The following is a 23090-nucleotide window of genomic DNA, read 5'->3' as shown; positions in this document are numbered from 1 at the left end:
CAGCGTCGGGTGAACCGATGCTGCTTTATTTCGAACGATAATCTCGTTCCCAAGGTGTTTCAGTGACGCTCCAATGACTCAACCTTGCCATCTGCTTCAACGCTGTGTCAGTTGCCCAACATCTCATCAATGAAGTCTTTCCAGTTTCCTAATTCACGATCAACCATAATACTTTACAACCTCAATTATTTGACGAAGCGGATTCTACGCCTGTTTTTTGACCATGTGAAGGGAAACGGGAACGATGCCGGGCCCGGAAACCGGGGTTAGCGCACATTTTCGTATTTATCTGATCAATACTCAGTGCAGCTATTCCCTTGTGATATCAATTTCTCCACGATAGCGTGTAAAAGGTATAAAAATACGCCAATGGAGCGCCGATCATGTCCACCTCTTTGTCTCTTTCACAGCTGAAAACGCAGGGCCGCTATCAGGAAGCCACTGCACTGGCGCTACGGCAGCTGGCAGCAGAACCGGAAGCGGCGATGCTGCACTTTCAGCTGGCCTGCCTGTATGACGTACAGGGTCTGGAGCAACAGGCCATTCCCTGCTACCTCGCGGCGCTGGCCCGCGATTTGCCGCCCGCCCAGCGCCGCGAGGCCTGGCTGGGCCTCGGCAGCACCTACCGCGCCCTGGGAGAATACCCGGCTTCGCTACGGGCTTTCGACGATGGCCTGACCGAGTTCCCGCAGGCCAACGAGCTGATGCTGTTTCGCGCTATGGCGCTGTACAACCTGGGCGAAAATAAACGGGCCGTGGCCGATCTGTTGTTGCTGTTGGCGGACACCTCGTCAGACCCCGACATCCGCGGCTATCAGCGCGCCATTCGGCACTATGCCGCCGATCTCAATGTTATTGGTTAGAGGAAAACGATGGAAATTGTCACCGATCTGAACCGCCGCGCCATCGACTGGCAGCGGCTGTGCGAATTGCTGGAGGCAGCCGGACTGGGCAAGCGCGATCCGCACACCCTGCGGCGCGTTTACCAACACAGCCAGTTTTGCTATTGGGGGTTTATCGGCGACGAGCTGATCGCCACCGCGCACGCCATCAGCGATCTGACCTCGGTCGCCTACCTGGCCGACGTGGCGATCGATCCGCGCTTTCAGGGACAGGGATTGGGGCGCCGGTTGATGGGTCGGGTGATGCAAGACCTGGCGCCGCTCGGCAAGATTTTCATCTATTCCGTCCCGGAAAAGCTGGCCTTTTATAAAAAGTACGGCTTTCACGATTTGACCACCGGCATGGTGTATGCGGACGGCGCCTCCCTGCAGCGCCTGCAACAGGGAGGCTACGTGCGTTAAACGCGCTTCACAGGGTTTTGCTCATAAAGATACGGCTAGTCCCCGGCGGCAAGCAAGGCACTTCGCCCATACGTTGCCAGCCATACCGTTGATAAAAGTCCGGCGCCTGAAAGCTGATGGTGTACAACACGGCGGAAAGGCAACCGCGCCGGCGACCTTCCTGTTCGAAGCGGCGCAACAGTTCGCTGCCCAGCCCCGCGCCGCGCAGCGCTTCCGGCAGATAAAAGAGATCGAGAAACAGCAGCCCTAACGATGAACGCCCGGTAATTCCCCCCAGAACCTCCCCACTGTCGGGATCTTTTACCACCACCGCCAGCGGCAGACGATCGCCGTAGCCGATCTGTTGATCATTAAAGCGGTCCAACCCCTCCGCAATACAAGACGTTATTTCCGGCGTTACCCGATCGGAAATTTCGATATGACATTCTTTCACGCCAGCTCTCCGTATCAACCGCCCACATTACGCGCTGTTCGTCGCTCAAAACATCGCATTTTCTTTGTTTAGATTTATCTTTATCTCAATTTTAAACCGAATTTCCGCATAAACTCATAGACTGTCTTTCCACCGTTCAAAATAAAACCGCCATCGCGGCAAGAAAACAAGAAATATCTTAGTTATTAACCCATTAACGAAATCAGCCACGCTACAAGTATCGATAAAAACGATCGAATTTACTTTTGTGATAGGTGATATCTATGTTAATTCCTTTTAATAACCTGAGTATTAATAGAGGATTTCTATTCTATTAAACCGTCTCCGGCCAAAGGGCCGGCTAAAAAGCAGATTTACTCTTTATAAATCATGTTAGTATATGAGACTTTCCTTATTTGCCGCCGCCGAGAGAGGGCTTCTGCCTACGCGACAAGATAAGTTCAATGTGAAATTATTTAGATTGTTTCTTTTTTTATGTTTTAAGATATCGATCCTCACCGGGAAATAGAAAGTAAAGGACTATAATAAAATGGAAATTGATATTTTCAGCGATTGTGCCTATACCAGCGTCGGCATCCGACAACTCATTAAGCAAACCTGGGCGGAAAAACGCGCACCGGCCGGCTTTAGCCGCAAAAGAGTCTGCTTCATCGATGTCACCATCGCCAATTTTGAAGCGCGTTACCGCGATGAATATGCCAACCCCAACACCTACAAAATAGTCATTATCACTGACTGCCCGCATGAAATGGTGATTGTCGACAGAAAGACCATTATATTATCAAACCTTATATCATTGAGCCGTTTTAGCCACCTGATCGGCGACTTATATAAACGTTACAGCCACTATACCGAGCCGCCGCAACTGTCCCAGCGTGAGTCACTTTTCCTCTCGGAATGGTCGACGGGAAAATCGCTGGCCGATATCAGCAGTGCCATGAATATCAGAAATAAAACCGCCAATCATTACAAGTCACGAATAATGAAAAAACTCGGCGCCAGCCGGATAAAACCGCTATTACACATTACCCGCGTGCGCTGTTTAACCGATCGTTTAAACATAAGAATAAATAAAGAGTAACGCCCTCTTCTTCAGATTCGCATTTGCGGCTGAACGCCTTCGCCGGCATCTCTTCGAGAGCACCGCCGGCGAAGGCCGCCGCTCCGCCACGTTGCCTCTCCCTCTCCCAGGCACCCAATCGCACCTCGCCCGCATCGTTGTCTGGATCTCGCCGCCGCTTTACTGGCATTATCTCTGCTATCGCCGGGCGGCGAGAGGGCCAAAGATCGCGCCCGCCGCTCAGTATCGACTCGACGAGACAGGTAGCTTTACGCCATGGCAAACAAACCGCAACAGACAACGCTGACGATGTACGGCATCAAAAACTGCGACACCATCAAAAAAGCCCGCCGCTGGCTGGAAGATCAGGGCGTGGCCTATCATTTTCACGACTACCGCGCCGACGGCCTGACCGAACAGCAGCTGCGCGGTTTTATCGCGCAACTGGGTTGGGAGCCGCTGCTCAATACTCGCGGCACCACCTGGCGCAAGCTGGATGAAGCGCAACGCAACGCCTGCGATAACGCCGACGCCGCCATCGCCCTGATGCTGGCGCAGCCGGCGATCATCAAACGCCCGCTGCTGAACGACGGCAACGGCCACGCCCTGCTCGGTTTCAACGCCGACGCTTACCAGCAATTTATCGCCGAGGTCGCCGTATGACTTGCCCGGTTATCGAACTGGCCCAACAGCTGATTAAACGCCCTTCCCTCAGCCCAAATGACGAAGGCTGCCAGCAGCTGATGATCGATCGCCTGCAGGCGATCGGTTTCACCGTCGAGGCGATGGACTTCGAAGACACCCAAAACTTCTGGGCCTGGCGCGGCGAAGGGCAAACCCTGGCGTTTGCCGGGCATACCGACGTGGTGCCGACCGGCGATGAAAAGCGTTGGGATAACCCGCCGTTTGAACCGGCGATCCGCGACGGCATGCTGTATGGCCGAGGTGCGGCAGACATGAAAGGCTCGTTGGCCGCGATGGTGGTGGCCGCAGAGCGCTTTGTCGCCGCCAACCCGAATCACCAGGGCCGCCTGGCTTTTCTGATCACCTCCGACGAAGAGGCCAGCGCCACCCACGGCACGGTTAAAGTGGTCGAAACGCTGATGGCGCGCAATGAGCGCCTGGATTACTGCCTGGTCGGCGAGCCGTCCAGCACCGAGCGCGTCGGCGACGTGGTGAAAAACGGCCGACGCGGCTCCATCACCGCCAATCTGCACATTCACGGCGTGCAGGGGCACGTCGCCTATCCGCACCTGGCGGACAACCCGGTGCACCGTGCCATGCCGGCGCTGAATGAACTGGTGGCGATCGAATGGGATCGCGGCAACGAGTTCTTCCCGCCGACCAGCATGCAGATCGCCAACGTGCAGGCCGGTACCGGCAGCAACAACGTGATCCCAGGCGATCTTTACGTGCAGTTCAACTTCCGTTTCAGCACCGAACTCACCGATGCGATGATCAAGCAGCGCGTGGAAGAGCTGCTGGAACGCCACCAGTTGAATTACAGCATCGAGTGGCGGCTGTCCGGCCAACCGTTCCTCACCTCGCGCGGCGCGCTGGTGGATGCGGTGGTCAACGCCGTCGAGCACTATTCTGAACTGACGCCGCAGCTGCTGACCACCGGCGGCACCTCCGACGGCCGCTTCATCGCGCAGATGGGCGCGCAGGTGGTGGAACTGGGGCCGGTCAACGCCACCATCCACAAGGTCAACGAATGTGTCAACGCCGCGGATCTGCAGCTGCTGAGCCGCATGTATCAACGCATCATGGAGCAATTGGTCGCATGATCAACGCAGAGATGCTCACCGGCCGCTCAACCGAACACCTGGCGCCGCTGAGCGGGAACCACCGGCTACAGCCGCAGGCGGTCAACGCCTTTCTGGCGATGCAGCAGGCGGCGCGTGAGGCGGGATTCGATCTCCAGCCCGCCAGCACCTTCCGCGATTTCGACCGGCAGTTGGCTATCTGGAATGGCAAATTCTGCGGCCAGCGGCCAGTATTAGATAAGGACAGCCGCCCGATAGACGTTGCGCCGCTGTCCGCCGCCGAGCGCTGTGAGGCGATCCTGCGCTGGTCGGCCCTGCCGGGCGCCAGCCGCCATCACTGGGGCAGCGATCTCGACGTGTATGACCCGTCGCTGCTGCCGGAAGGGCAAAAGCTGCAGCTGGAGCCGTGGGAATATGAAGAAGGCGGTTACTTTGCGCCGCTCAACCAGTGGCTGACGGCGCATATGGCCGAGTTCGGTTTCTATCGCCCCTTTACCGAAGACAGCGGCGGCGTGGCGGTAGAGCCGTGGCATCTGAGCTACCGGCCGCTGGCGCAAGAAGCCGAGCATTTGCTGACCCCGGCGCTGTTGCTGACGGCCTGGCAAGATAAGGAGGTCGCCGGTGCCGAATGGCTCGAACGCCATCTGCCATCGATTTTTTCGCGTTTTATACGCAGTGAAGGAAAGGAGTAGCTATGCAATGGTTAGCTGATTACTGGTGGATTATCCTGCTGGTTCTGGTGGGAATGGTCGTCAGCGGCATTAAGGAACTGCGCCGCGTCGACGTGAAAAGCTATCTGGCCAACAAGCCGGAGATACCGCCGCACCGCGACAACAACGCCCAGTGGGATGACGAAGACGACTGGCCGAAAAAGAAATGACATCAGGGCGCTCATCGGCGCCCTGAATTTTTAGCGAAAGGCGATCAGCTCGCCGCGCTTGCCGGACAATGCCTCGTCCCAGTAGCGCTGCGGCACATAATAATGCAGCCTTTCCAGCGCGGCGTTCATCATGCCCTGGTTGATTGCGTGCCCGACGTTTTCCTCCACGTCCAGCGTAAAATCGGCGCCGCCGGCCCGTAGCGCTTCTGCCGCCGCGTGAGCGTGTTGCACCGCGATCACCGCGTCCTCTTCACCGTGGATCAAATGCACCACGCTGTCGCCGAAAGCCTGCTCAGGCAGCTGGGCGAAACGCCCGCTGAACGCGACCACGCGCCCGGCCAGCCGGGTTTCCGCTTTTAACGCCTCAAGCGCCATGATCGCCCCCTGCGAGAACCCCACCAGCGCCGTGCCGGCATAGCCTACGCCGCTCAGCTGCTGCCAATGGCGCACCACCGCCACAAACTGCGGCATTACGTCTGCGATGCGGGCCGCGCGGTTTTCTTCGGTCACGTCCTGCACCGAAAACCACTGGCGCCCGTCGCCGTTGCCGAACGCTTCGGGGCCTCCGATGCTCACCACCTGTGCCTGAGGAAAGTCTTTGGCGAAGTAGCTGCCGATCTCCCCCATCGCCACCGGGTTGTCGCCGACACCGTGAAACAGCAAGATCAGCTGCGCCGCCGGGGTCGCCGGGCTTTGGACAACGAAATGCTCATGTTTCATCGATGACTCCTTAATAGTAACCCAACCTGGTGCGGCGACAGTCGTCGCCTCACCGCTGACAGTGACTATACGCCGTTGAGAAATCGGGAAAATCGGGTTTTATTGAGCGAGTTATTCAATTTATTGCAACGACTGCGTCCAGTCGCGCCAGTAGCGGCAGTGCTGCGCATTCAGCTGTTCCAGCGCCTGCGCCGCTTCGTGCCGCCAGTGGCGCAGCAAGGCTTTCTGGCCGCTGACGCCCGCCAGCTCCGCGCAGGCCGCCGGGGATTGCCGCCGTTGCAGATGGCCGCGCAGCGCGGGCAGCGGCAGATTGCTGGCCAACAGCAAACGCTGCAGTGCCCCCAGGCTGGCCTCCAGCGGCCGATGGGCGAAAGCGAACCCGGCCAGCTCGCGCCAATCCTCTTCGCACAGCGGCGTGTCGCCGTCGTCGCCCGGGATCGCCAGCGCGAGTTCAATGCGCTGCCGTAGCCAGGGCCAGTCGCGCGCCAGATGCTTGTGCGCAGCGTGCCGCAGCGCCTCTCCTTGCTCGCTCAGGGGCAAGATAGCCATCGCGGTATAGCAGCCGCTGCTGGCCTCCGGCTTGCTGCCGATGCGCACCAGCTCGAAACCGCAGGATTGCCAAAAGCGCCACAGCGGCTCGGTATAGCCAAAGCTGACCGACAGAAAATCCAGCCCCTGCGCCTGGCGGCGTTGCCGCTCGACCAGCTGACGCGCGATACCCTGCCGCCGCAACGCCGGCAGCGTCGCGATGCGGGTAATACGCCGTGACCGCAGCGTCGGCGCCCACCACTGGCCGCCATGCGCCGCCAGCGACTGTGCCACCAGGTTGCCGCGCGGCCGGCGGCGGCCAGCCCACACATCGTGCGCCAACTCGGCGCTCAAGCCGCCTTCGTCCACCAGCCACACGGCGCCGACCACCTCCTGCCCGGCCTGTGCCAGCCCGAAGTGCATGCCGGGTGCATCCATCAGCCTGCGCAAATCCAGCGGCGAAGTGCGGTAATGCGCGCTGCTCAGCAGAGCATAGAAACGCGCCAGCCGCTGCGGATCGGCGCACAGTTCGCGCTGGTCCGCCTGGCTGTAATCGATCGTCTGGCCATCCGCCGGCCAGGCGGGCAGCTCGTTGAACAACAGCGCATTGTCCGTTATCCGTTCCAGCGCATCCCCCTGCGCCCAGCGCATCGGCTGTTGCAGGCTCAACGCCTGATAGGAAGGCAGCCCGGCGCAAAACTTCAGCAGAAAACCACGGCCGGTGCCCTCATAGCCCTGCACCGTGGTGGTCAGCAGCACGCGCGGGAAATAACCGATCAGCTGCTGCAACAACGGCGCGGGGATCGCCGCCGCTTCATCCACCAGCAGCCACCCCACGGCGCTGACGTCCCCCTCCCGGCACTGCGCCAGCAAGGCATCGGGCGCCCAAAACTGCGCGCGCCCCTGCGCCCATTCCCCGGCCACCTCAGTGGCGGCGCGGCTCGGCCCGGTTATCCAACAGGTCAGCGGCGACTGCGCCACCAGCATGCCGGCCAGCGTCGATTTGCCGCGGCCGCGGGCGGCGGTCAACACCCACACGCCGGATTCGGCCTGCAGCAGCGTCGTCAAGATCGCCTGTTGTTCCTCGGTCGGCCGGCCGTCCGGCGGCTGCCATCCTTCACGCGCCGGCAGCGCGGCCAACGTCAGGGGCTCATCCTGCCGCCAGATCGTCACTTCGCGGTCGTCAGCCAGATGCTGCTGCAGGTGGTGGATGAAATGCGGGGTGGTAATTGGCTGCGGGCAATCGCTCCAGCGCAGGCTGTCGCCGTCCGGCTGCTGCGGCCATTGCCGCCAGGGCGGCGTCAGCAACAGCAGCCAGCTGCCGGCACGCAGTGCGCCGCACAGCGCCGCCAACGCCTCCACGTCCAGCGACTGACCGGCGTCGAACACCGCGTGCAGCCGTTCCTGCCCCAGCAGTTGGCGCACTGCGCCGCTCGCCAACGCCGACAGGCCGGGCGGCGGGTTTTCCCCCACCCACGGCCAGTCGCCCGGCAGCGTCGCCGCCAGCCGCTGCGCCTGTTCGCGACACCAGTCGGTCTCACCGCTGAGCACCAGCAGGCGCCGGATGCCCTGTCGCCGCATGAGTTGTTGCGCTGCCTGTAACATAAGGCTGTATCTCAATCCGAAAAAAATGCCGGAGTCAGGCTCCGGCACTTGAGGCGTTAACGGGATGCGAAGGTGTTGCAGGTATTGGGATCGCCGCTGTCGAAGCCCTGTTTAAACCAGGTGTAGCGCTGCTGCGAGGTGCCGTGGGTGAAGCTGTCCGGCACGACGCGGCCCTGGCTCTGCTGCTGCAACCGATCGTCGCCAATCGCCTGCGCGGCATTCAGCGCCGCCTGCAGGTCGCCCTCTTCCAGCATCTGCTGCTTCTCGGCGTATTTACCCCACACGCCGGCGAAGCAGTCCGCCTGTAGCTCCATTTTCACCGACAGACGGTTCACTTCCGCCTGGCTGGCGCCCTGCTGCATCTGGCGCACCTTGGGCTCGATGCCCAGCAGGTTCTGCACGTGGTGGCCGACTTCGTGCGCCACCACATAGGCCTGGGCAAAATCACCGCCGGCGCCCAGCTTGGTTTTCATGTCCTGATAGAAAGACAGATCGATATACACCGTTCTGTCGCCCGGGCAGTAGAACGGCCCCATCGCCGCCTGGCCGGTGCCGCAGCTGGTGCGCGTGACGCCGCGATACATCACCAGCTTCGGCGGTTGATAGGTTTTGCCCATGCGCTGGAAAATCTCTTTCCAGTTATCCTCGGTGGAGGCCAGTACCACCGAAGTGAATTTGGCCAGTTCATCGTCTTTCGGACTGATGTTGGCGCTCTGCTGTTGACCCTGCGGTGCGACGTTACCGCCGTTCAACAGCGGCGACAGATCGATGCCGTAATAGCCGGCCACCAGCACCACCACCAAAATGACGATGCCGCCCTTGCCGCGCACCGGCACGCGGAAACCGCCGCCACCGCCGCCCAAACCTGAAGACTGCCCGCGGCGATCCTCAACATTGTCACTTTCCCGACGCCCTTGCCAACGCATAAATATACTCCAGATATTTCCCCTGCTCGTTGAAGTTGCGCCGCGATCGTAAGCGCAAAGGCAGCTTCAAGCCTGAGTGGGATAGGTTTTAGTCATCTCGCATCCATCATTATAAATGGTCTGCCGCGGAGGAAATGTAGAAATTTTCTGGAAAAACGCAGAATAGCGGGACGATCCGGCCGGATCGCCCCGAATGGCGGTGCCAATGCTTAGTCGAGCTTCACGCCGATGCGGCGCGCCACTTCTTCATAGGCTTCGATCAGGCCGCCCAGGCTTTGACGGAAACGGTCTTTGTCCATCTTGTCCAGGGTGTTTTTGTCCCACAGGCGGCTACCGTCCGGCGAGAACTCATCGCCCAGCACCACTTCACCGTTGAACAGGCCGAACTCCAGCTTGAAGTCGACCAGGATCAGGCCCGCGTCGTCGAACAGCTGGGTCAACACGTCGTTGGCGCGGTAGCTCAGCTCGCGCATGCGCGCCAGATGCTCTTTGCTCACCCAGCCAAAGGTTTCGCAGTAGGATTCGTTGACCATCGGATCGTGCATGGCGTCGTTTTTCAGGAACAGATCGAACAGCGGCGGATTCAGCACCAGGCCTTCTTCGATGCCCAGACGCTTCACCAGCGAACCGGCGGCGCGGTTGCGGATCACGCACTCCACCGGCACCATGTCCAGCTTCTTCACCAGCACTTCGTTGTCGGACAGCAGACGCTCCATCTGGGTCGGGATGCCGGCTTCTTCCAGTTTGCTCATGATGAAATGGTTGAACTTGTTGTTCACCATGCCTTTGCGATCGAACTGCTCAATGCGCTGACCATCCAGTGCTGACGTATCGTTGCGGAACTCCAACACCAACAGATCGGGATTCTCGGTGGTGTAAACGGTTTTTGCCTTTCCGCGATACAGCTCAGCTAGCTTTTGCATCTTACTTACTCCAGTGATGTATCCCCGTTGTCTCCCGAGCGCGGCCCGAAATTAGGGGGTATAGAATTGACCTAATGAATTCTTTGGCGTGCCGGACACTATTGTGCCAAACCTGCGACGCAAACGATACCGTATCGACAAAACAAAAAGGGGCCGAAGCCCCTTTTTGATTATTTAACGCTGGTTTTACTGAAGGCAGACTGGAATGCCGCCACCAGTGCGTCGTTTTTCGACTGGGTCAGCGGTTTGCCTTTCGGATCGATGAATTGCAGGCTGGTGCGGTTGTTGAGATCGCCGACCTGCAGTTTGTAATCGCCTTCCGCCAGTTCAGGATCCTTGACGCCCAACGCATCCCAATCGCTGCTGCTCAGAGACTTGTAGGTCACGGCGACGGTGCCCTGCGGACGGCTGCGGTCACCCACTTTCATCCCCAGTTTTTCGAGCGCCGCCGGCAGGCGATCCCACACCACGGTGTAAGGGCCGCGCACCACCAGCATCGGCAGGCCGGTGTCATCGGCGCCGCTCTGCACGTCCAGCGCGCCGAAGCGGCTGGCGGTCTGGCTGCTCGCCAGGTTGTCCTGCTTGTCCAGGCCTTCGATCAGGGTGTTGATCATCATGCCGTTGTAGCGCTGAATCTCAGACTGGTCGGTCACCTGCTCGGTCTTGCCCTGCTGCTGCAGGCCAACGCTTTTCACCACCAGCGCCTGCTGATAGCCCTGCTGCTGCACGCTGATCTGATAACGGCCTTCGTATTGGTTGTCTTCGTCCAGACGGTTCCACTTCACCCAGTCGGTGGTCAGGGTCTGACCGGCGTCCTGGCGGGAAGCGATCGCGATGTTCTTCGCCTGCAGCAGGCTGACTACGCGCGACCACAGGTTCTGATTCTGCGGGCTGTTTTCCAGCAGCAGCGTGCCGCTGTCGCCGGCGTATTGCGCGCGTGAACCGCTCAGCAGCGCCAACGGCTGCACCGGCGGACGAATGTCCAGTTGCTTGCCGACGTTGCCTTGCAGCGTCGTGGCGGGAACGTCATAGTTGCCGCTCTGCACCGGCAGGATCATGCCGGACGGCGCGTTCAGCGCCTTGAGCGGAGCCGCGTCGAGGTAAGCCTCGTCGCCGCTGACCTGGCGCTTGTAGCGCTGATCGCTGCTGCAGGCTGCCAGCATCATCACCAAAGAGATGCCCACTACTTTTGCTACCGTCGACTTTTGCAATGAATAAGCCATCAAATTTCCCTTAGAGTTACAGCAAGCCGACGCTTTTCAGCGCGCGCTCCACCACCGGGCGGGCGGCTTCGCTCAACGGCGTCATTGGCAGACGCAGCGTATCGGTTGCCATCAATCCCAACGCCTTACAGGCCCACTTCACCGGAATTGGGTTTGCTTCTACAAATAGATCCTGATGCAACGGCATCAAGCGCTGATTTAAGCGGCGCGCTTCGGCAAACTTGCCCTGCGCCGCCAGCGCGCAAAGTTCCGCCATCTCGCGCGCGGCCACGTTGGCCGTCACGGAAATCACCCCTTTGCCGCCCAGTTGCATGAAGTCCAGCCCGCTGGCGTCGTCGCCGCTCAGCAAAATGAAGTCTTCATCGTCAACCAGCACTTGGATCTGACTAACGCGACTTAAGTTCCCCGTCGCTTCTTTTACAGCAACAATATTCTTGATTTTCGCCAGCCGAGCGATGGTCGGCGGCAGCATGTCGCAGCCGGTGCGCGAAGGCACGTTATACAGGATCTGCGGCAGCTCGGTGCTCTCGGCGATCGCCTTGAAGTGCTGGTACAGCCCTTCCTGCGTCGGCTTATTGTAGTACGGCGTCACCGTCAGGCAGCCCACTACGCCGGTATTGGCGAAGCGGGTGGTGAGCGCGATGGCTTCGGCGGTGGCGTTGGCGCCGGTGCCGGCGATCACCGGGATGCGGCCGTCGGCCAGCTCCAGCGTCTGCAGCACCACGTCAACGTGCTCGTCATGGGCAAGCGTTGCGGACTCGCCGGTGGTCCCTACGGAAACGATCGCCGCGGTGCCACTGGCTACATGATAATCGATCAATTTTTTTAGGCTCGCGCGATCGACAGCACCTTTGTCGTCCATCGGCGTAACCAGTGCAACAATACTTCCCGTAAACATTGGCCGTCCCCTCCACAAACAAGTCACTCATGGTACTTTTGCTGCCTATCCAAAAGCAAGCGCACAACCGCGTTGTAAGCGCTTGGCAGGCGGTTTTTTTTATGTTTACCATGGTAACCCCATTAAGCACGACAGGAAGCGCTATTTTGCCTCAGTCAGACGAACACTATCTCGTGATTACCGCGCTCGGCGCCGACCGCCCCGGAATCGTCAATACCATCACCCGCCACGTCAGCAGTTGCGGATGCAATATCGAAGATAGCCGTCTGGCCATGCTGGGAGAGGAGTTCACGTTCATCATGCTGCTGTCCGGCAGCTGGAACGCCATCACCCTGATCGAATCCACCCTGCCGCAAAAAGGCGCGGAGCTGGATCTGCTGATCGTGATGAAGCGCACAAACTCGCACGAAAGGCCGCCGATGCCGGCCACGGTGTGGGTGCAGGTGGAAGTGAAGGACTCGCCGCACATCATCGAACGCTTTACCGATCTGTTCGACTCCAGCCAGATGAATATCGCCGAACTGGTCTCACGCACGCAGCCGGCGGACGGCGATCTGCCGCCGCAGCTGTATATCCAAATCACCGCCCACAGCTCCGGCGATCGGGACGCCTCAAATATTGAGCAAGCCTTCCATCGCCTATGTACAGAATTGAACGCGCAAGGCAGTATTAGCGTGGTGAACTATCCACAGCATGATGAGAAAGATGGAGAGTAGTGATGAGCCCATTGAAAGCCGGTGACACAGCGCCGAAATTTAGTTTGCCTGACCAGGACGGTGAGGAAATTAATTTGGCCGACTTCCAGGGACAGCGAGTATTGGTCTATTTCTATCCGAAGGCGATGACGCCGGGCTGCACCGTGCAAGCCTGCGGCCTGCGGGACAACATGGACGAATTGAAAAAGGTCGGCGTCGAAGTGCTGGGCATCAGCACCGACAAACCGGAAAAACTGTCGCGCTTCGCTGAAAAGGAGCTGCTCAACTTCACGCTGTTGTCTGATGAAGATCATCAGGTAGCGCAACAGTTTGGCGTATGGGGCGAGAAAACCTTCATGGGCAAGACCTACGACGGTATTCACCGCATCAGTTTCCTGATCGATGGCAAAGGCAAGATTGAGAAAGTGTTTGATGATTTCAAAACCACCAATCACCATGACATCGTTCTGAACTATCTGCAGCACTAATTCTCACGAAGCGCAGCGGCCTGCTGCGCTTCGTTTCTTCCCTGTCAGTCGGCCTTGTCTTCCACTTCGACCCGCAGTTCATCCGGCCAGGCATGGATCACCGCCTTCACCAGCGTCGCCAGCGGTATGGCGAAAAACACGCCCCAAAAGCCCCACATCCCGCCGAACACGATCACCGACAGGATAATCACCAGCGGATGCAGGTTGACCGCTTCGGAGAACAAAATGGGCACCAGCAGGTTGCCATCCAGCCCCTGCACCACCAGATAGGCGACGATCAGCGTCCAAAAATCGGCGCCTACGCCCCACTGGAACAGCGCCACCACCACCACCGGAATGGTGACCAGCACCGCGCCGATGTAGGGGATCAACACCGAGAAGCCCACCAGCACCGCCAGCAACAGCGAGTAGCGCATGTCCAGCACGGCGAACACCAGGTAGGTCGCCACGCCGACAATCACCATCTCCAGCACCTTGCCGCGAATGTAGTTGGTGATCTGCTGATTCATCTCGTTCCAGACCTGCCCCGCCAGGCCGCGATTGCGCGGCAGCACGCGGCGCACCGCGTTCAGCAGCTGTTCTTTGTCCTTCAACAGGAAGAACATCATCATCGGCACCAGGATCAGGTAGATAGCCAGCGTCAGCAGGCCGACCAGCGACGCCAGCGAGAATTTCACCACCGACTCGCCCATGCCGGACAGCCGGCTGCGCAGGTTTTCCGCCATCATGTCGATGATGCCGGCATCCACCAGCGCCGGGTAACGCTTCGGCAGCGTCGCGGCAAAGTTATAGAACTGATTGAGCATGCCCGGCAGATCGCTCATCAGATTGATGCCCTGCTGCCAGGCGGTTGGCGCGACGACGAACACCAGCAGCATGGCGACGCCCGCGAACACCAGCAGCATGATGCTCGCCGCCCAGGTGCGCGAACAGCCAATGCGCTGCAGGCGCGCGGTCGGCCACTCCAGCAGATAGGCCAGCACGATGGCGACCAACAACGGGGTCAGAATGCCGTGCAGAAAATAGAGAATGAGGAAGCCGGCGACCAGGATCACCAGCAGCGCGATAGCCTGCGGATCGGTGAAGCGGCGGCGGTACCACTGTAATAACATCTCCAGCATCAGAGCGGGCTCCTCGAGATTTGGCGGGCGGGCATGGCGATTCCTGTGATGGGCCTGATTAAAGCATAGATAGAACGGGCGCACGCGGGTGTGCAAAGCACTCAGAGTACTCAAAGTTGGCCATACATCAACAGCGATTTGGCTGAATTTATCGCGCCGGCGAACGATTGGCGCAAAAATCCGCAGACGCGGCGACAGACTGGGTGAACGGCCCCGAACGGGGCCGCGGCAGATTACAGCGAGGCGCTGATGGAGAGGGGCGAACCGACCGCCAGTGCGAACAACAGCACACAGCCAATCGCGATTGCCGCCGCCAAATCATTTTTCATTGTCCCGTCCCCTGATGCTTAAAGTGATTATCGTCACGAACTCTGTCGGTTCTACGTTGACGGCCTTTGCCGATGCACGTCATTAAAAACCCCCGCCTGGGCGGGGGAGAAGACGTTCTGGTGCATCAAGTATTACAAGGAGGTCATGTGGGATTGCTAACCCTAAATGACTATTTCAAGCTAGGATTATTCCCAGAACATGGCAAGCGATCGCGTCGAGGTTATCCGCACTTTGAGATAAACCTCATAAAAAAATCCCGCACGGCAGCGGGATGAAGGGATGATAACGTCATAAATTTTTTATGCGGACAATGAGGCGGTATTGTCGTCATTTGGCGACAATACCGCGCCGCCACGGCGGTCACAAGGGAAATCTGACTGCCGTAAGGAAATCAGAATTTCCCCAATACACGCGATCGTACGCCCGTAAGCATCAACGAAAAGAAATGGGATTTTCGTCAGACCGCCGCCGGCCAAAAACCGGTAGCATAACCGGCATAATCCCAAACGCCGTAGGGGGAGAGATGAACAACAAGCCGTTTGAATTTGATGAAGCCATCTGCCTGGCCATTGGGCGCGGCGTCTGCGAAGTCGTGAAGATAGGAGACGAAATCAGCGTTTTCTCCCTGCTGGAAGCCATCGAGAGCTTTATCGAACGGCAGGCGCTCAGCGAGAGCGAAGTCGCGGCGGCGGACGACGCGCTGGATCTGATCACCGGTTTGGTCCGCCGCCAGTGCTGAGGCCGGTTACGAGGTGCAGCCGATGAGCCGTTGCTCTATCGCAACGCCGGGCATCATTTGCCGTAAACCGGCAATCAATTCGTCGCCCGCCGCATGCAGCGCCGCCAACGGCATTGCCGGCAGGCTCTCCAGGATGAACCACATCCGTTCGGCCTCGGCGCTCAGCCGGGTTCTGACGCCCTGACGCCAGTTCCAGCGGCGGCAGGTCACGCCGCGATCGTCGCGCCAGACCACCTCCCCCGCCTCCGGCGATTCATGGATCACCGCACCCTCCTTGACGGTATCGAACAGCTCGCTGCCTTCCGCGACGATCAGCCGCGGCTCGCCGACATAAGCCGCGATATTCTCGCCCCCCACCGGCACCGCATAACGAATGCTGACGGCGTTGTAGAGATCGACCACCGGATCGATGCTGGGCATCGTGCCGTCGCGCAGCGCGCGCTTGCGCAAGGCATCGGCGGAACAGGGCGTACGCTTGGGTTTGGCGCCAAACCGCATGAAGACATCGCGCCAGGCCGAGAGATGCGCTTCAGCCCAGGGCGCGTCCTCCTCGCCGAGGGCGCGACAGGCCTGCGCCAACGCCAGCGCCCCCACGTCCGGGTTGGTTATGGGAACCGCGGCCACGGTAATGCTTAACGCCCGGAAACCGGGCGCCAGCGCAGCGACGGCCGGATCGATTGACGGATCGACTAAAATCATTGAATAATCCTATATTGACCATTTTATTTTATAATATTGACCGATGAGCGAAAAAGTCAACAGACCGACCGAGTTCGGCGCCGACGTGCAAACCGTCAGCGAAGCGGTGTCGCACCGCATCAAACAGCAGCGAAAAAGCCAAAAACTGTCGCTGGACGAACTGTCGCGCCGGGCGGGCGTCAGCAAGGGCATGCTGGTGGAGATCGAGAAAGGCAGCGCCAATCCCAGCATCGCCATCCTGTGCAAACTCGCGGCAGCGCTGGGCCTGTCGGTGGCGGACATCGTCAACGTGACCCGCGCCCCCGCCGCCTACCTGATTGAAAGCCAAGACATTCCCACGCTGTGGCACGGCGATCGCGGCGGCTCGGCCCGCTTGCTGGCAGGCACCCGCGGCCCAAACATGATAGAACTGTGGCGCTGGGAAATGGCGCCGGGGGAAGCCTATGCATCGGGCGGCCATCCGGTGGGCACCTTCGAGCTGCTGCACGTTGAACAAGGCGTCTTGAGCCTTGCCGTCGAACAAACCGAGCTCAGGATTACGCCAGGCTATTCGGCGGTCGCCAGAACGGACAGCCCGCACCGTTACGCCAACGAGGGCGAAGACACGCTGATTTTCACCATGACGGTCGCCGAACTGCACGCCTGAACGGCGGCCCAGACCTTAACGCTTGCACAGGAGAAGAGCCCTCATGACAATCCCTGCCCCACTGGAGTGGCGGCGTGCTGACTATCTCGTCAGCACCGAGCCCAGCCTGCTGGATATTGACGCCATTCATGCATTTCTGACCCGTTCGTCATGGGCGGAGGGCATTGATAAAGAGACCGTTCGCCAGTCCCTCTCCCACAGCCTGTGCTTCGGCTTGTATCACGGCACCAGACAAATCGGTTTCGCCCGGCTGGTCACCGATTACGCCACCTTCGGCTATCTGTGCGACGTTTACGTGCTGGAGGCGCATCAAAAAGGCGGGTTGGGCCTGTGGCTGGCGGAATGCTGCCAGGCCCATCCGCTGATGGCGACGCTGCGGCGAATCATGCTGGTCACCAGCACCGCCCCTTGGCTCTATGAAAAAGTGGGCTATACCGCCATCAACTGTCCCGATTTTGTGTGGCAGATCGCCCGACCGGACATCTACCGACGTTAATTTTTCAGCAAGGCCGCCCCAGTTCACACTCTTCCCCCGCGACATTGGCAATCGCGGCGGTTAGGGCCCATGCTGGCGACAAATTTTACCGTTTGCCCCTTTCAAGGAGAATCTATGCCCGTTTCAGCCCGTAACCAGTTAGCCGGTACCGTGTCCGCCGTCGCCAAAGGCGCCGTCAATGACGAAGTGGAGATCACCCTGCAGGGCGGTGAAAAACTGGTGGCCATCGTCACGGTACAAAGCCAACAGTCGCTGGGATTAACCATCGGTAAAGAGGCCGTCGCGCTGATTAAAGCGCCGTGGGTGATCCTGGCGACGGAGGATTGCGGTTTGCGTTTTTCCGCCCGCAACCAGTTTGCCGGGGAAGTGATTGCGGTTGAGCACGGCGCGGTCAACAGCACCGTGCACCTCAAAGCGGATGCCGGTTTTGTGCTGACGTCGGTGATCACCAATGAAAGCCTGCAGGAGATGGCGCTGAAGAACGGTTCGCGCGCCATCGCCCTGATCAAAGCCTCATCGGTGCTGCTCGCAGTCAAAGCCTGATACCGCCAGGCCCGCACAAGCGGGCCTTTCAAGGCGCTATTTCAGCGCCTGCTCGGCCAGCAGCCCGAGGGCGATGACGATCATCGCCGCGCCGGAGATGCGCCCCACCACCTTCGCAGCCTGCGGGCGCGTGCGCAGCACCGACTGCGAACCGAATCCCACCAGCAGGTACACCAGGCCGCAGCTGATCAAATGCACCACGCCCAACGCCAGCATCTGCATCGGCACCGACCATTCGGCCCGGGCGTCGGTAAACTGCGGCAGCAGCGCCAGAAACAGCAGAAACACCTTGGGGTTCAGCCCGCTGACGCACACGCCCTTGCCGGCCCAGCGCAGCCAGGAATCGGAACGCTGATCTTCACCGGCGCCGGGCACCGGCGGGTGCAGCAGCATGTTGAAACCGATCCACAACAGATAAGCCGCCCCCAGCAAGGTAAGCGCCGTCAGCGCCAGCGGGTTGCCGACCAGCAGCGCGCCGACGCCTGCCACCACGATCGCAATCATCAGCAGGTGGCCAAACAGCAAGCCGGCGACGGCGGGCACCACTACCCGCCCGCGAATGCCCGCCGAGATCACATAGGCCCAATCCATACCCGGCGTGATCACCAACAAAATCGACACCGCCCAAAAAGCGGCGAACAGAGCGAGCGTCATGCCGGCGCCCTCTCAAACGCGCCGCGCCATTCCGAACAGAGAATCATTGCGCTTTCCTCTTGGAAGAAGAACGGCCTCCGCCTGCCGCGGCGGCCGTCAAAACCGTTCAACAGATGGCAAGAATATCCTCAAGGCGTTAAAATGTGCTTTCAATTACTTGCCTGAAACCGGCATAAGCGGGAAAATTTTTCCAAATGGATAAGATTGATCGCAAGATTCTTGCTGAACTGCAGGCCGACGGGCGTTTGTCGGTGACCGAGCTGGCCGAGCGGATCGGGTTGAGCGTCTCTCCCTGCCACCGCCGGGTGCGGGCGTTAGAGGAGTCCGGGGTGATCAGGGGTTACCGCGCCCAGCTCGATCCCGGCAGCCTGGGCTATAACTTTTCCGCCCTGGTGTTCGTCACCATGCGCGAAGGCGATCGCCGCGCCGTTGAAACCTTCGAAAACGCCATGATGGACATTCCACAGGTGGTGCAGGCGCAGCGGCTGTTTGGCGATCCGGACTATCTGCTGCACGTGATCGCCCGCGATCTGCCCGCTTTCCAACAGCTTTACGACGAGAAACTCTCCGCTCTGCCGGGCGTGCAGCGCCTGAGCTCCACGCTGGTGATGAAAACCGTGGTGCCGGAGCGCTCGTTCCTGCCGCTGGGAAAATGACGACGGGAGCGTTGCCGCTCCCGTTTTGACTTCCTTAAGGCACAATCACGAAATCCGGATTGGCGACGGCAAACAGCGCCTCGCGATCCGCCGCCGGTGGATAAATCCACTGCGTATTGATCTCCTGCTTAATCTTTTTGCCTTCCTGACGGGTAAAGCGCACCTGGCGCTCCCAGCCTTCGGTATACAGCGCGCCCCAGGGCCCCAGGTCCAGGCAGGTCACATACTTCGGCTGGCTGTACGGGTGTGTCGGCAACCCCGCCAGCTCCGCCGCCGCATTGTGGCCGGCCACGCGGCCAAGGCTCATCGCATGCTGGCAGGTCATCAGGTTGTGATTGCCGAGATCGTCAGTCGCCGCCTTCACCGTATCGCCGGTCACGAAAATGCCCGCCGCCGCCGGCGCGCGCAGGAAGGCGTCGCCGATCACCCGACCGCTGCCGTCGCGCTCGCCGGGGATCTGCTCGGTCAGCGGATGCGCCCGCACGCCCGCTGCCAGGATCACCGTGTTGGCGGCGATACGCTCACCGTTCGACAGCATCACCCCCTCAGCGTCGATAGCCGAGACGCGCAGGCCGGCTCGCGCTTCCACGCCGCACTCCGCCAGCGCCTGGCGAATCACCGCCCCCGGCTCCGCGCCCATTCCGGCGCCCACTTCCGGGGCGCTATCGACGATCACCACACGCACGTTCTCGTCTTTGCCCAGCGCATCCCGCAGCCGCTGCGGCATCTCCGCCGCGCTCTCCAGCCCGGTCAGCCCCGCGCCCACCACCACGGCGGTGTTGCGCGCCGGCGTCGAGGGTTTGGCCGCCAGCGCTTTGATATGGGCATCCAAACGCTGCGCGCTTTCCAGCGTATCGACGTTGAAACCGTATTCGGCAAAGCCCGGCACCGCAGGCACGGAGAGCCGACTGCCGGTGGCCCACACCAGGCGGTCGTAGGCCAGCTCAAGGGATCCCCCCGTCGCCTGCGCCACCGTGAGCGTCTTGGCGGCGGCATCGATGCGCTCTACCGCCCCGGCCAGGTGGTGCACGCCGACGGCGGCGAGCTGCGCGGAAATGTCCGGATTCATGTTTTCCAACACCGCTTCATACAGGCGCGGCCGGATGGTGACCGTTGGCGTCGGCGAAACCATGAGCACCTCGATATCGTCATGCTTACCGGCGAGGGTAATGGCGCGCATGGCGGACACGGCGGCCCAAAAACCGGCAAAACCGGAACCGGCAATCACTATTTTCTGCGTCATGGGATGACTCCTTCATACAGGGTTAACCGGGCGATAAGGCTGCCCGCAGTTTTTTCGGATGAACGATGCCGTTCCGCTCCCGTAGCAGGGTGCAGAAGGCCCGCCCGCCCCTTCCGAAGAGGCGGGAAAAAGTGTGTTTGGCTTTAAGGAAAGGCGGTGGTTAGGTTTTGGCCCGCGCCGTTTTGCCGCTGCGCGCGGTGCGTTCCGTCATGCGCTCATCGAGCCAGAGGTTGACCTCACCAAAGAAGCCCTGCGGCGCCTTGCGGCCAAAGCGGGCCGCGACGGCGCCGAGGGTCTGCGCCGCCAGCGCATCGCGCATCGCCTTCTCCGCCTGCAGCATCACCGCGTGGATGGCACATTTTCCGGAGACCGCCCAATCCGGCGGGGAATCATCGAACACCGCGCAGCGCCCGCGCACCTCCTGGCAATCGAACAGCGGCTTGTGCCCTTCGATGGCGTCGATGATCGCCAGAAAACTGATCTCATCCGCTGGGCGCGCCAGCCGGTAGCCGCCGCGCACCCCTTCGCTGGCGACGACGATCCCCGCCTTTTCCAGCTTGGGGAAAATCTTGGCCAGAAAGCTGGGGGAGATGCCCTGCAGCTCGGCGAGTTCGCGGCTGCTGAGCGCGCGCTGGTTATCGCCGACCAGCCACAGCAGGCAGTGGATGCCATATTCAACGCTGGTTGTGATGTACGCCATATGTCCGTTTTCGACCGTCAATGAACCTTCAATAACGCAGACTATATGAGTCTGCGTTTATCTTGTCAATAAAACACGGATCAACCTTGTCTGCGTTTTATTGACAATGCACGCCGCCGGCGACGCAGAAAGCGCCCTTCAAAATGAAAAATAAAACTTTTTTGCCCGATTCGCGCCCGGCTAACGTTTCCTTGTCGCCTGCGGCTGACTATGATGTGATGGGTGCCGCCGCCGCGGTTTGTGAGCCGCCGCACTTTCGCGCGGATTGCGCCGTGGGAATAAAGAACTCTTGTCTGCTGCTGACGTCTTAGAAATGATTATTTAAGGGAAACGCCTGACTATGACCAACCGGTTGACCAAAACCGCGTTAGCGGTGCTGCTGCTCGGCACGCTGAACGCCACCGCCCTGGCGCCAGCACAGGCGGAAAGCCAAGACCAGTTGCCGGATATGGGCACCTCCGCCGGCGGCACCCTGAGCATCGGACAAGAGCTGGCGATGGGCGATTTCTACGTGCGCCAACTGCGCGCCAGCGCCCCGCTGATCAACGATCCGCTGCTGAGCCAGTACATCAACCAGCTGGGCAACCGGCTGGTGGCCAGCGCTTATTCGGTGCGCACGCCGTTCCATTTCTATCTGGTGCGCAACGACGAGATCAACGCCTTCGCCTTCTTCGGCGGCAACGTGGTGCTGCATTCCGCGCTGTTTCGCGTCAGCGACAACGAAAGCCAACTGGCTTCGGTGCTGGCGCACGAAATCTCGCACGTCACCCAGCGCCACCTGGCGCGCGCAATGGAAGACCAGCAGCGCAACGCCCCGCTGACCTGGGTGGGCGCACTCGGCTCCATCCTGCTGGCGATGGCCAACCCGACCATGGGCATGGCGGCGCTGAGCGGTACCCTGGCCGGCACCCAGCAGGGCATGATCAGTTTTACCCAGTCGAACGAACAGGAAGCCGACCGCATCGGCATTCAGGTGCTGCAGCGCGCCGGTTTCGATCCCGAAGCGATGCCCGACTTCCTGCAAAAACTCTCGGATCAGTCGCGCTATGCCTCCAAGCCGCCGGAAATGCTGCTGACGCACCCCTTGCCGGACAGCCGCCTTTCCGACGCGCGCAACCGCGCCAACCAGATGCCGAAACACATCGTGCAGTCTTCGCAGGACTACCTGATGGCCAAGGTGCGCGCACTGGGCATGTACAGCTCGGAAGGCTATGGCCTGAACGAAGAGCTGCTCGGCTCACTCAGCAAGGGCAACGTGCGCGAACAGGCGGCCGCCAAATACGGCCGCGCCATCCTGTTCTATGAAGCGAAAAAATACGACGACGCACGCAACATCATTCAACCAATGCTGGCGCAGGATGCGAAAAACGTCTGGCTGATCGACCTGATGACCGACATCGATCTCGGCCAGAAACGCGCGCCACAGGCCATCGCCCGCCTGCAGGCGGCCAACGCCGCCCAGAACAACAACCCGGTGCTGCAGCTCAACCTGGCCAATGCCTATGTCGAAGGCAACCAGCCGGCGCAGGCCTCGAAGATCCTGAACCGCTATACCTTTGCCCATCCGGACGATCCGAACGGCTGGGATCTGCTGGCGCAGGCCAGCGCCGCCCAGGGGCTGCGCGATGAAGAGCTGTCGGCCCGCGCCGAAAGCCTGGCGCTGACCGGCCGGCTCGATCAGGCCATCGGCCTGCTCAGCAATGCCAGCTCGCTGCAGAAACTCGGCAGCCTGAAACAGGCGCGCTACGATGCGCGCATCGACCAGCTGCGCCAACTGCAACAGCGCTTCCGCCAATACCAACGCAGCTGATTCA

At 60.2% G+C, this 23090-nt stretch carries 28 protein-coding genes; 15 read left to right on the top strand and 13 right to left on the bottom strand.

All coding sequences use genetic code 11. The features are described from left to right. Nucleotides 1-107: 107 nt before the first annotated feature. A complete protein-coding gene (gene ypfM / locus ACUXAC_RS00965) occupies nucleotides 108-167 on the bottom strand; it encodes a protein YpfM (RefSeq protein ID WP_100396732.1) in 60 nt (19 codons plus the stop codon). 216 nt (nucleotides 168-383) lie between these two features. Here ypfM and ACUXAC_RS00960 point away from each other — a divergent pair, with 216 nt between their 5' ends. Beyond that, a complete protein-coding gene (locus ACUXAC_RS00960; RefSeq protein WP_084827296.1) occupies nucleotides 384-863 on the top strand; it encodes a tetratricopeptide repeat protein in 480 nt (159 codons plus the stop codon). A 9-nt stretch (nucleotides 864-872) separates the two neighbouring features. Next, on the top strand, nucleotides 873-1304 hold the full coding sequence (locus ACUXAC_RS00955; protein ID WP_225529379.1) for a GNAT family N-acetyltransferase: 432 nt from the start codon (nucleotides 873-875) through the stop codon (nucleotides 1302-1304). Nucleotides 1305-1311: 7 nt separating this feature from the next. On the opposite strand, the gene ACUXAC_RS00950 is transcribed toward ACUXAC_RS00955, so the two are convergent. Beyond that, nucleotides 1312-1737 carry a GNAT family N-acetyltransferase gene (locus ACUXAC_RS00950; RefSeq protein ID WP_387444890.1) on the bottom strand — a complete coding sequence of 142 codons (426 nt, stop codon included), beginning with the start codon at nucleotides 1735-1737 and terminating at the stop codon, nucleotides 1312-1314. A gap of 529 nt (nucleotides 1738-2266) precedes the next feature. On the opposite strand from ACUXAC_RS00950, the gene ACUXAC_RS00945 reads away from it, so the two are divergent. From ACUXAC_RS00945 to ACUXAC_RS00925, 5 genes are all read left to right on the top strand, one after another. After that, the gene (locus tag ACUXAC_RS00945) at nucleotides 2267-2818 is read left to right on the top strand and encodes a helix-turn-helix transcriptional regulator (RefSeq protein ID WP_060424811.1); all 552 of its coding nucleotides are present in this window, start codon (nucleotides 2267-2269) and stop codon (nucleotides 2816-2818) included. Nucleotides 2819-3073: 255 nt separating this feature from the next. Next, entirely contained in the window at nucleotides 3074-3460 is a 387-nt protein-coding gene (locus ACUXAC_RS00940; protein WP_060424813.1) for an ArsC family reductase, read from the top strand. Then, complete coding sequence (gene dapE, locus ACUXAC_RS00935; RefSeq protein WP_047730121.1) at nucleotides 3457-4584, top strand: succinyl-diaminopimelate desuccinylase; 1128 nt, start codon at nucleotides 3457-3459, stop codon at nucleotides 4582-4584. Before ACUXAC_RS00940 ends, dapE begins: the two co-directional genes overlap by 4 nt. Beyond that, on the top strand, nucleotides 4581-5255 hold the full coding sequence (locus ACUXAC_RS00930; RefSeq protein WP_089186283.1) for a M15 family metallopeptidase: 675 nt from the start codon (nucleotides 4581-4583) through the stop codon (nucleotides 5253-5255). Before dapE ends, ACUXAC_RS00930 begins: the two co-directional genes overlap by 4 nt. A 2-nt stretch (nucleotides 5256-5257) precedes the next feature. Beyond that, the gene (locus tag ACUXAC_RS00925; protein ID WP_004941720.1) at nucleotides 5258-5443 is read left to right on the top strand and encodes a YpfN family protein; all 186 of its coding nucleotides are present in this window, start codon (nucleotides 5258-5260) and stop codon (nucleotides 5441-5443) included. Nucleotides 5444-5473: 30 nt separating this feature from the next. Here the strand turns inward: ACUXAC_RS00925 and ypfH are convergent, their stop codons facing one another. The 6 genes from ypfH to dapA form a co-directional block, all read right to left on the bottom strand. Then, nucleotides 5474-6163 carry an esterase gene (ypfH, locus tag ACUXAC_RS00920; protein ID WP_225529380.1) on the bottom strand — a complete coding sequence of 230 codons (690 nt, stop codon included), beginning with the start codon at nucleotides 6161-6163 and terminating at the stop codon, nucleotides 5474-5476. A 120-nt stretch (nucleotides 6164-6283) separates the two neighbouring features. Then, a complete protein-coding gene (locus tag ACUXAC_RS00915; RefSeq protein WP_387444884.1) occupies nucleotides 6284-8296 on the bottom strand; it encodes a tRNA(Met) cytidine acetyltransferase TmcA in 2013 nt (670 codons plus the stop codon). A 56-nt stretch (nucleotides 8297-8352) separates the two neighbouring features. After that, the gene (ypfJ, locus tag ACUXAC_RS00910) at nucleotides 8353-9222 is read right to left on the bottom strand and encodes a KPN_02809 family neutral zinc metallopeptidase (RefSeq protein WP_047730119.1); all 870 of its coding nucleotides are present in this window, start codon (nucleotides 9220-9222) and stop codon (nucleotides 8353-8355) included. A 209-nt stretch (nucleotides 9223-9431) separates the two neighbouring features. Further along, nucleotides 9432-10145, bottom strand: a complete 714-nt coding sequence (gene purC, locus ACUXAC_RS00905; RefSeq protein WP_004941708.1) for a phosphoribosylaminoimidazolesuccinocarboxamide synthase — start codon at nucleotides 10143-10145, stop codon at nucleotides 9432-9434. Nucleotides 10146-10315: 170 nt separating this feature from the next. Further along, on the bottom strand, nucleotides 10316-11368 hold the full coding sequence (gene bamC / locus ACUXAC_RS00900) for an outer membrane protein assembly factor BamC (RefSeq protein WP_019453890.1): 1053 nt from the start codon (nucleotides 11366-11368) through the stop codon (nucleotides 10316-10318). A gap of 16 nt (nucleotides 11369-11384) precedes the next feature. Continuing rightward, nucleotides 11385-12266, bottom strand: a complete 882-nt coding sequence (dapA, locus tag ACUXAC_RS00895; protein ID WP_004941701.1) for a 4-hydroxy-tetrahydrodipicolinate synthase — start codon at nucleotides 12264-12266, stop codon at nucleotides 11385-11387. 110 nt (nucleotides 12267-12376) lie between these two features. Between dapA and ACUXAC_RS00890 the strand changes: the two genes are divergently transcribed. After that, nucleotides 12377-12982 (top strand): glycine cleavage system transcriptional repressor, encoded by a 606-nt coding sequence (locus tag ACUXAC_RS00890; protein WP_369783268.1) that lies wholly within the window; start codon nucleotides 12377-12379, stop codon nucleotides 12980-12982. 2 nt (nucleotides 12983-12984) lie between these two features. Next, complete coding sequence (bcp, locus tag ACUXAC_RS00885) at nucleotides 12985-13449, top strand: thioredoxin-dependent thiol peroxidase (protein ID WP_387444878.1); 465 nt, start codon at nucleotides 12985-12987, stop codon at nucleotides 13447-13449. Between the two features lie 44 nt (nucleotides 13450-13493). Here the strand turns inward: bcp and ACUXAC_RS00880 are convergent, their stop codons facing one another. Further along, nucleotides 13494-14570 carry an AI-2E family transporter gene (locus tag ACUXAC_RS00880; protein WP_004941690.1) on the bottom strand — a complete coding sequence of 359 codons (1077 nt, stop codon included), beginning with the start codon at nucleotides 14568-14570 and terminating at the stop codon, nucleotides 13494-13496. Between the two features lie 853 nt (nucleotides 14571-15423). On the opposite strand from ACUXAC_RS00880, the gene ACUXAC_RS00875 reads away from it, so the two are divergent. Then, nucleotides 15424-15639, top strand: coding sequence for a hypothetical protein (locus ACUXAC_RS00875; RefSeq protein WP_049200497.1), 216 nt, complete (start codon nucleotides 15424-15426; stop codon nucleotides 15637-15639). A gap of 6 nt (nucleotides 15640-15645) precedes the next feature. Here ACUXAC_RS00875 and ACUXAC_RS00870 read toward each other — a convergent pair whose 3' ends face one another. Further along, a complete protein-coding gene (locus tag ACUXAC_RS00870) occupies nucleotides 15646-16338 on the bottom strand; it encodes a B3/B4 domain-containing protein (protein ID WP_387444871.1) in 693 nt (230 codons plus the stop codon). 43 nt (nucleotides 16339-16381) lie between these two features. On the opposite strand from ACUXAC_RS00870, the gene ACUXAC_RS00865 reads away from it, so the two are divergent. From ACUXAC_RS00865 to ACUXAC_RS00855, 3 genes are all read left to right on the top strand, one after another. Beyond that, complete coding sequence (locus ACUXAC_RS00865) at nucleotides 16382-16984, top strand: XRE family transcriptional regulator (RefSeq protein WP_100396715.1); 603 nt, start codon at nucleotides 16382-16384, stop codon at nucleotides 16982-16984. A gap of 43 nt (nucleotides 16985-17027) precedes the next feature. Then, on the top strand, nucleotides 17028-17480 hold the full coding sequence (locus tag ACUXAC_RS00860) for a GNAT family N-acetyltransferase (RefSeq protein ID WP_060424825.1): 453 nt from the start codon (nucleotides 17028-17030) through the stop codon (nucleotides 17478-17480). Between the two features lie 114 nt (nucleotides 17481-17594). Beyond that, the gene (locus tag ACUXAC_RS00855; protein ID WP_038873689.1) at nucleotides 17595-18023 is read left to right on the top strand and encodes a TOBE domain-containing protein; all 429 of its coding nucleotides are present in this window, start codon (nucleotides 17595-17597) and stop codon (nucleotides 18021-18023) included. Between the two features lie 36 nt (nucleotides 18024-18059). On the opposite strand, the gene ACUXAC_RS00850 is transcribed toward ACUXAC_RS00855, so the two are convergent. Continuing rightward, the gene (locus ACUXAC_RS00850; RefSeq protein ID WP_004941674.1) at nucleotides 18060-18677 is read right to left on the bottom strand and encodes a LysE family translocator; all 618 of its coding nucleotides are present in this window, start codon (nucleotides 18675-18677) and stop codon (nucleotides 18060-18062) included. Between the two features lie 194 nt (nucleotides 18678-18871). Here ACUXAC_RS00850 and ACUXAC_RS00845 point away from each other — a divergent pair, with 194 nt between their 5' ends. Further along, nucleotides 18872-19333 (top strand): Lrp/AsnC family transcriptional regulator, encoded by a 462-nt coding sequence (locus ACUXAC_RS00845; RefSeq protein ID WP_033635506.1) that lies wholly within the window; start codon nucleotides 18872-18874, stop codon nucleotides 19331-19333. A gap of 34 nt (nucleotides 19334-19367) precedes the next feature. On the opposite strand, the gene ACUXAC_RS00840 is transcribed toward ACUXAC_RS00845, so the two are convergent. Then, a complete protein-coding gene (locus ACUXAC_RS00840; protein WP_060441166.1) occupies nucleotides 19368-20576 on the bottom strand; it encodes an NAD(P)/FAD-dependent oxidoreductase in 1209 nt (402 codons plus the stop codon). A 160-nt stretch (nucleotides 20577-20736) separates the two neighbouring features. Beyond that, nucleotides 20737-21276, bottom strand: a complete 540-nt coding sequence (locus tag ACUXAC_RS00835) for an RrF2 family transcriptional regulator (protein WP_038873797.1) — start codon at nucleotides 21274-21276, stop codon at nucleotides 20737-20739. A 340-nt stretch (nucleotides 21277-21616) separates the two neighbouring features. Between ACUXAC_RS00835 and bepA the strand changes: the two genes are divergently transcribed. Then, nucleotides 21617-23086: a beta-barrel assembly-enhancing protease gene (bepA, locus tag ACUXAC_RS00830; protein WP_038873698.1), complete on the top strand. Its 1470-nt coding sequence runs from the start codon at nucleotides 21617-21619 to the stop codon at nucleotides 23084-23086. The last annotated feature ends 4 nt before the right edge of the window (nucleotides 23087-23090 follow it).

This window comes from Serratia sp. 121840015-1 (genome assembly GCF_053627655.1).
The sequence above is the reverse complement of the archived record's forward strand: the minus strand, read 5'-3'. Positions and strand labels throughout refer to the sequence as shown.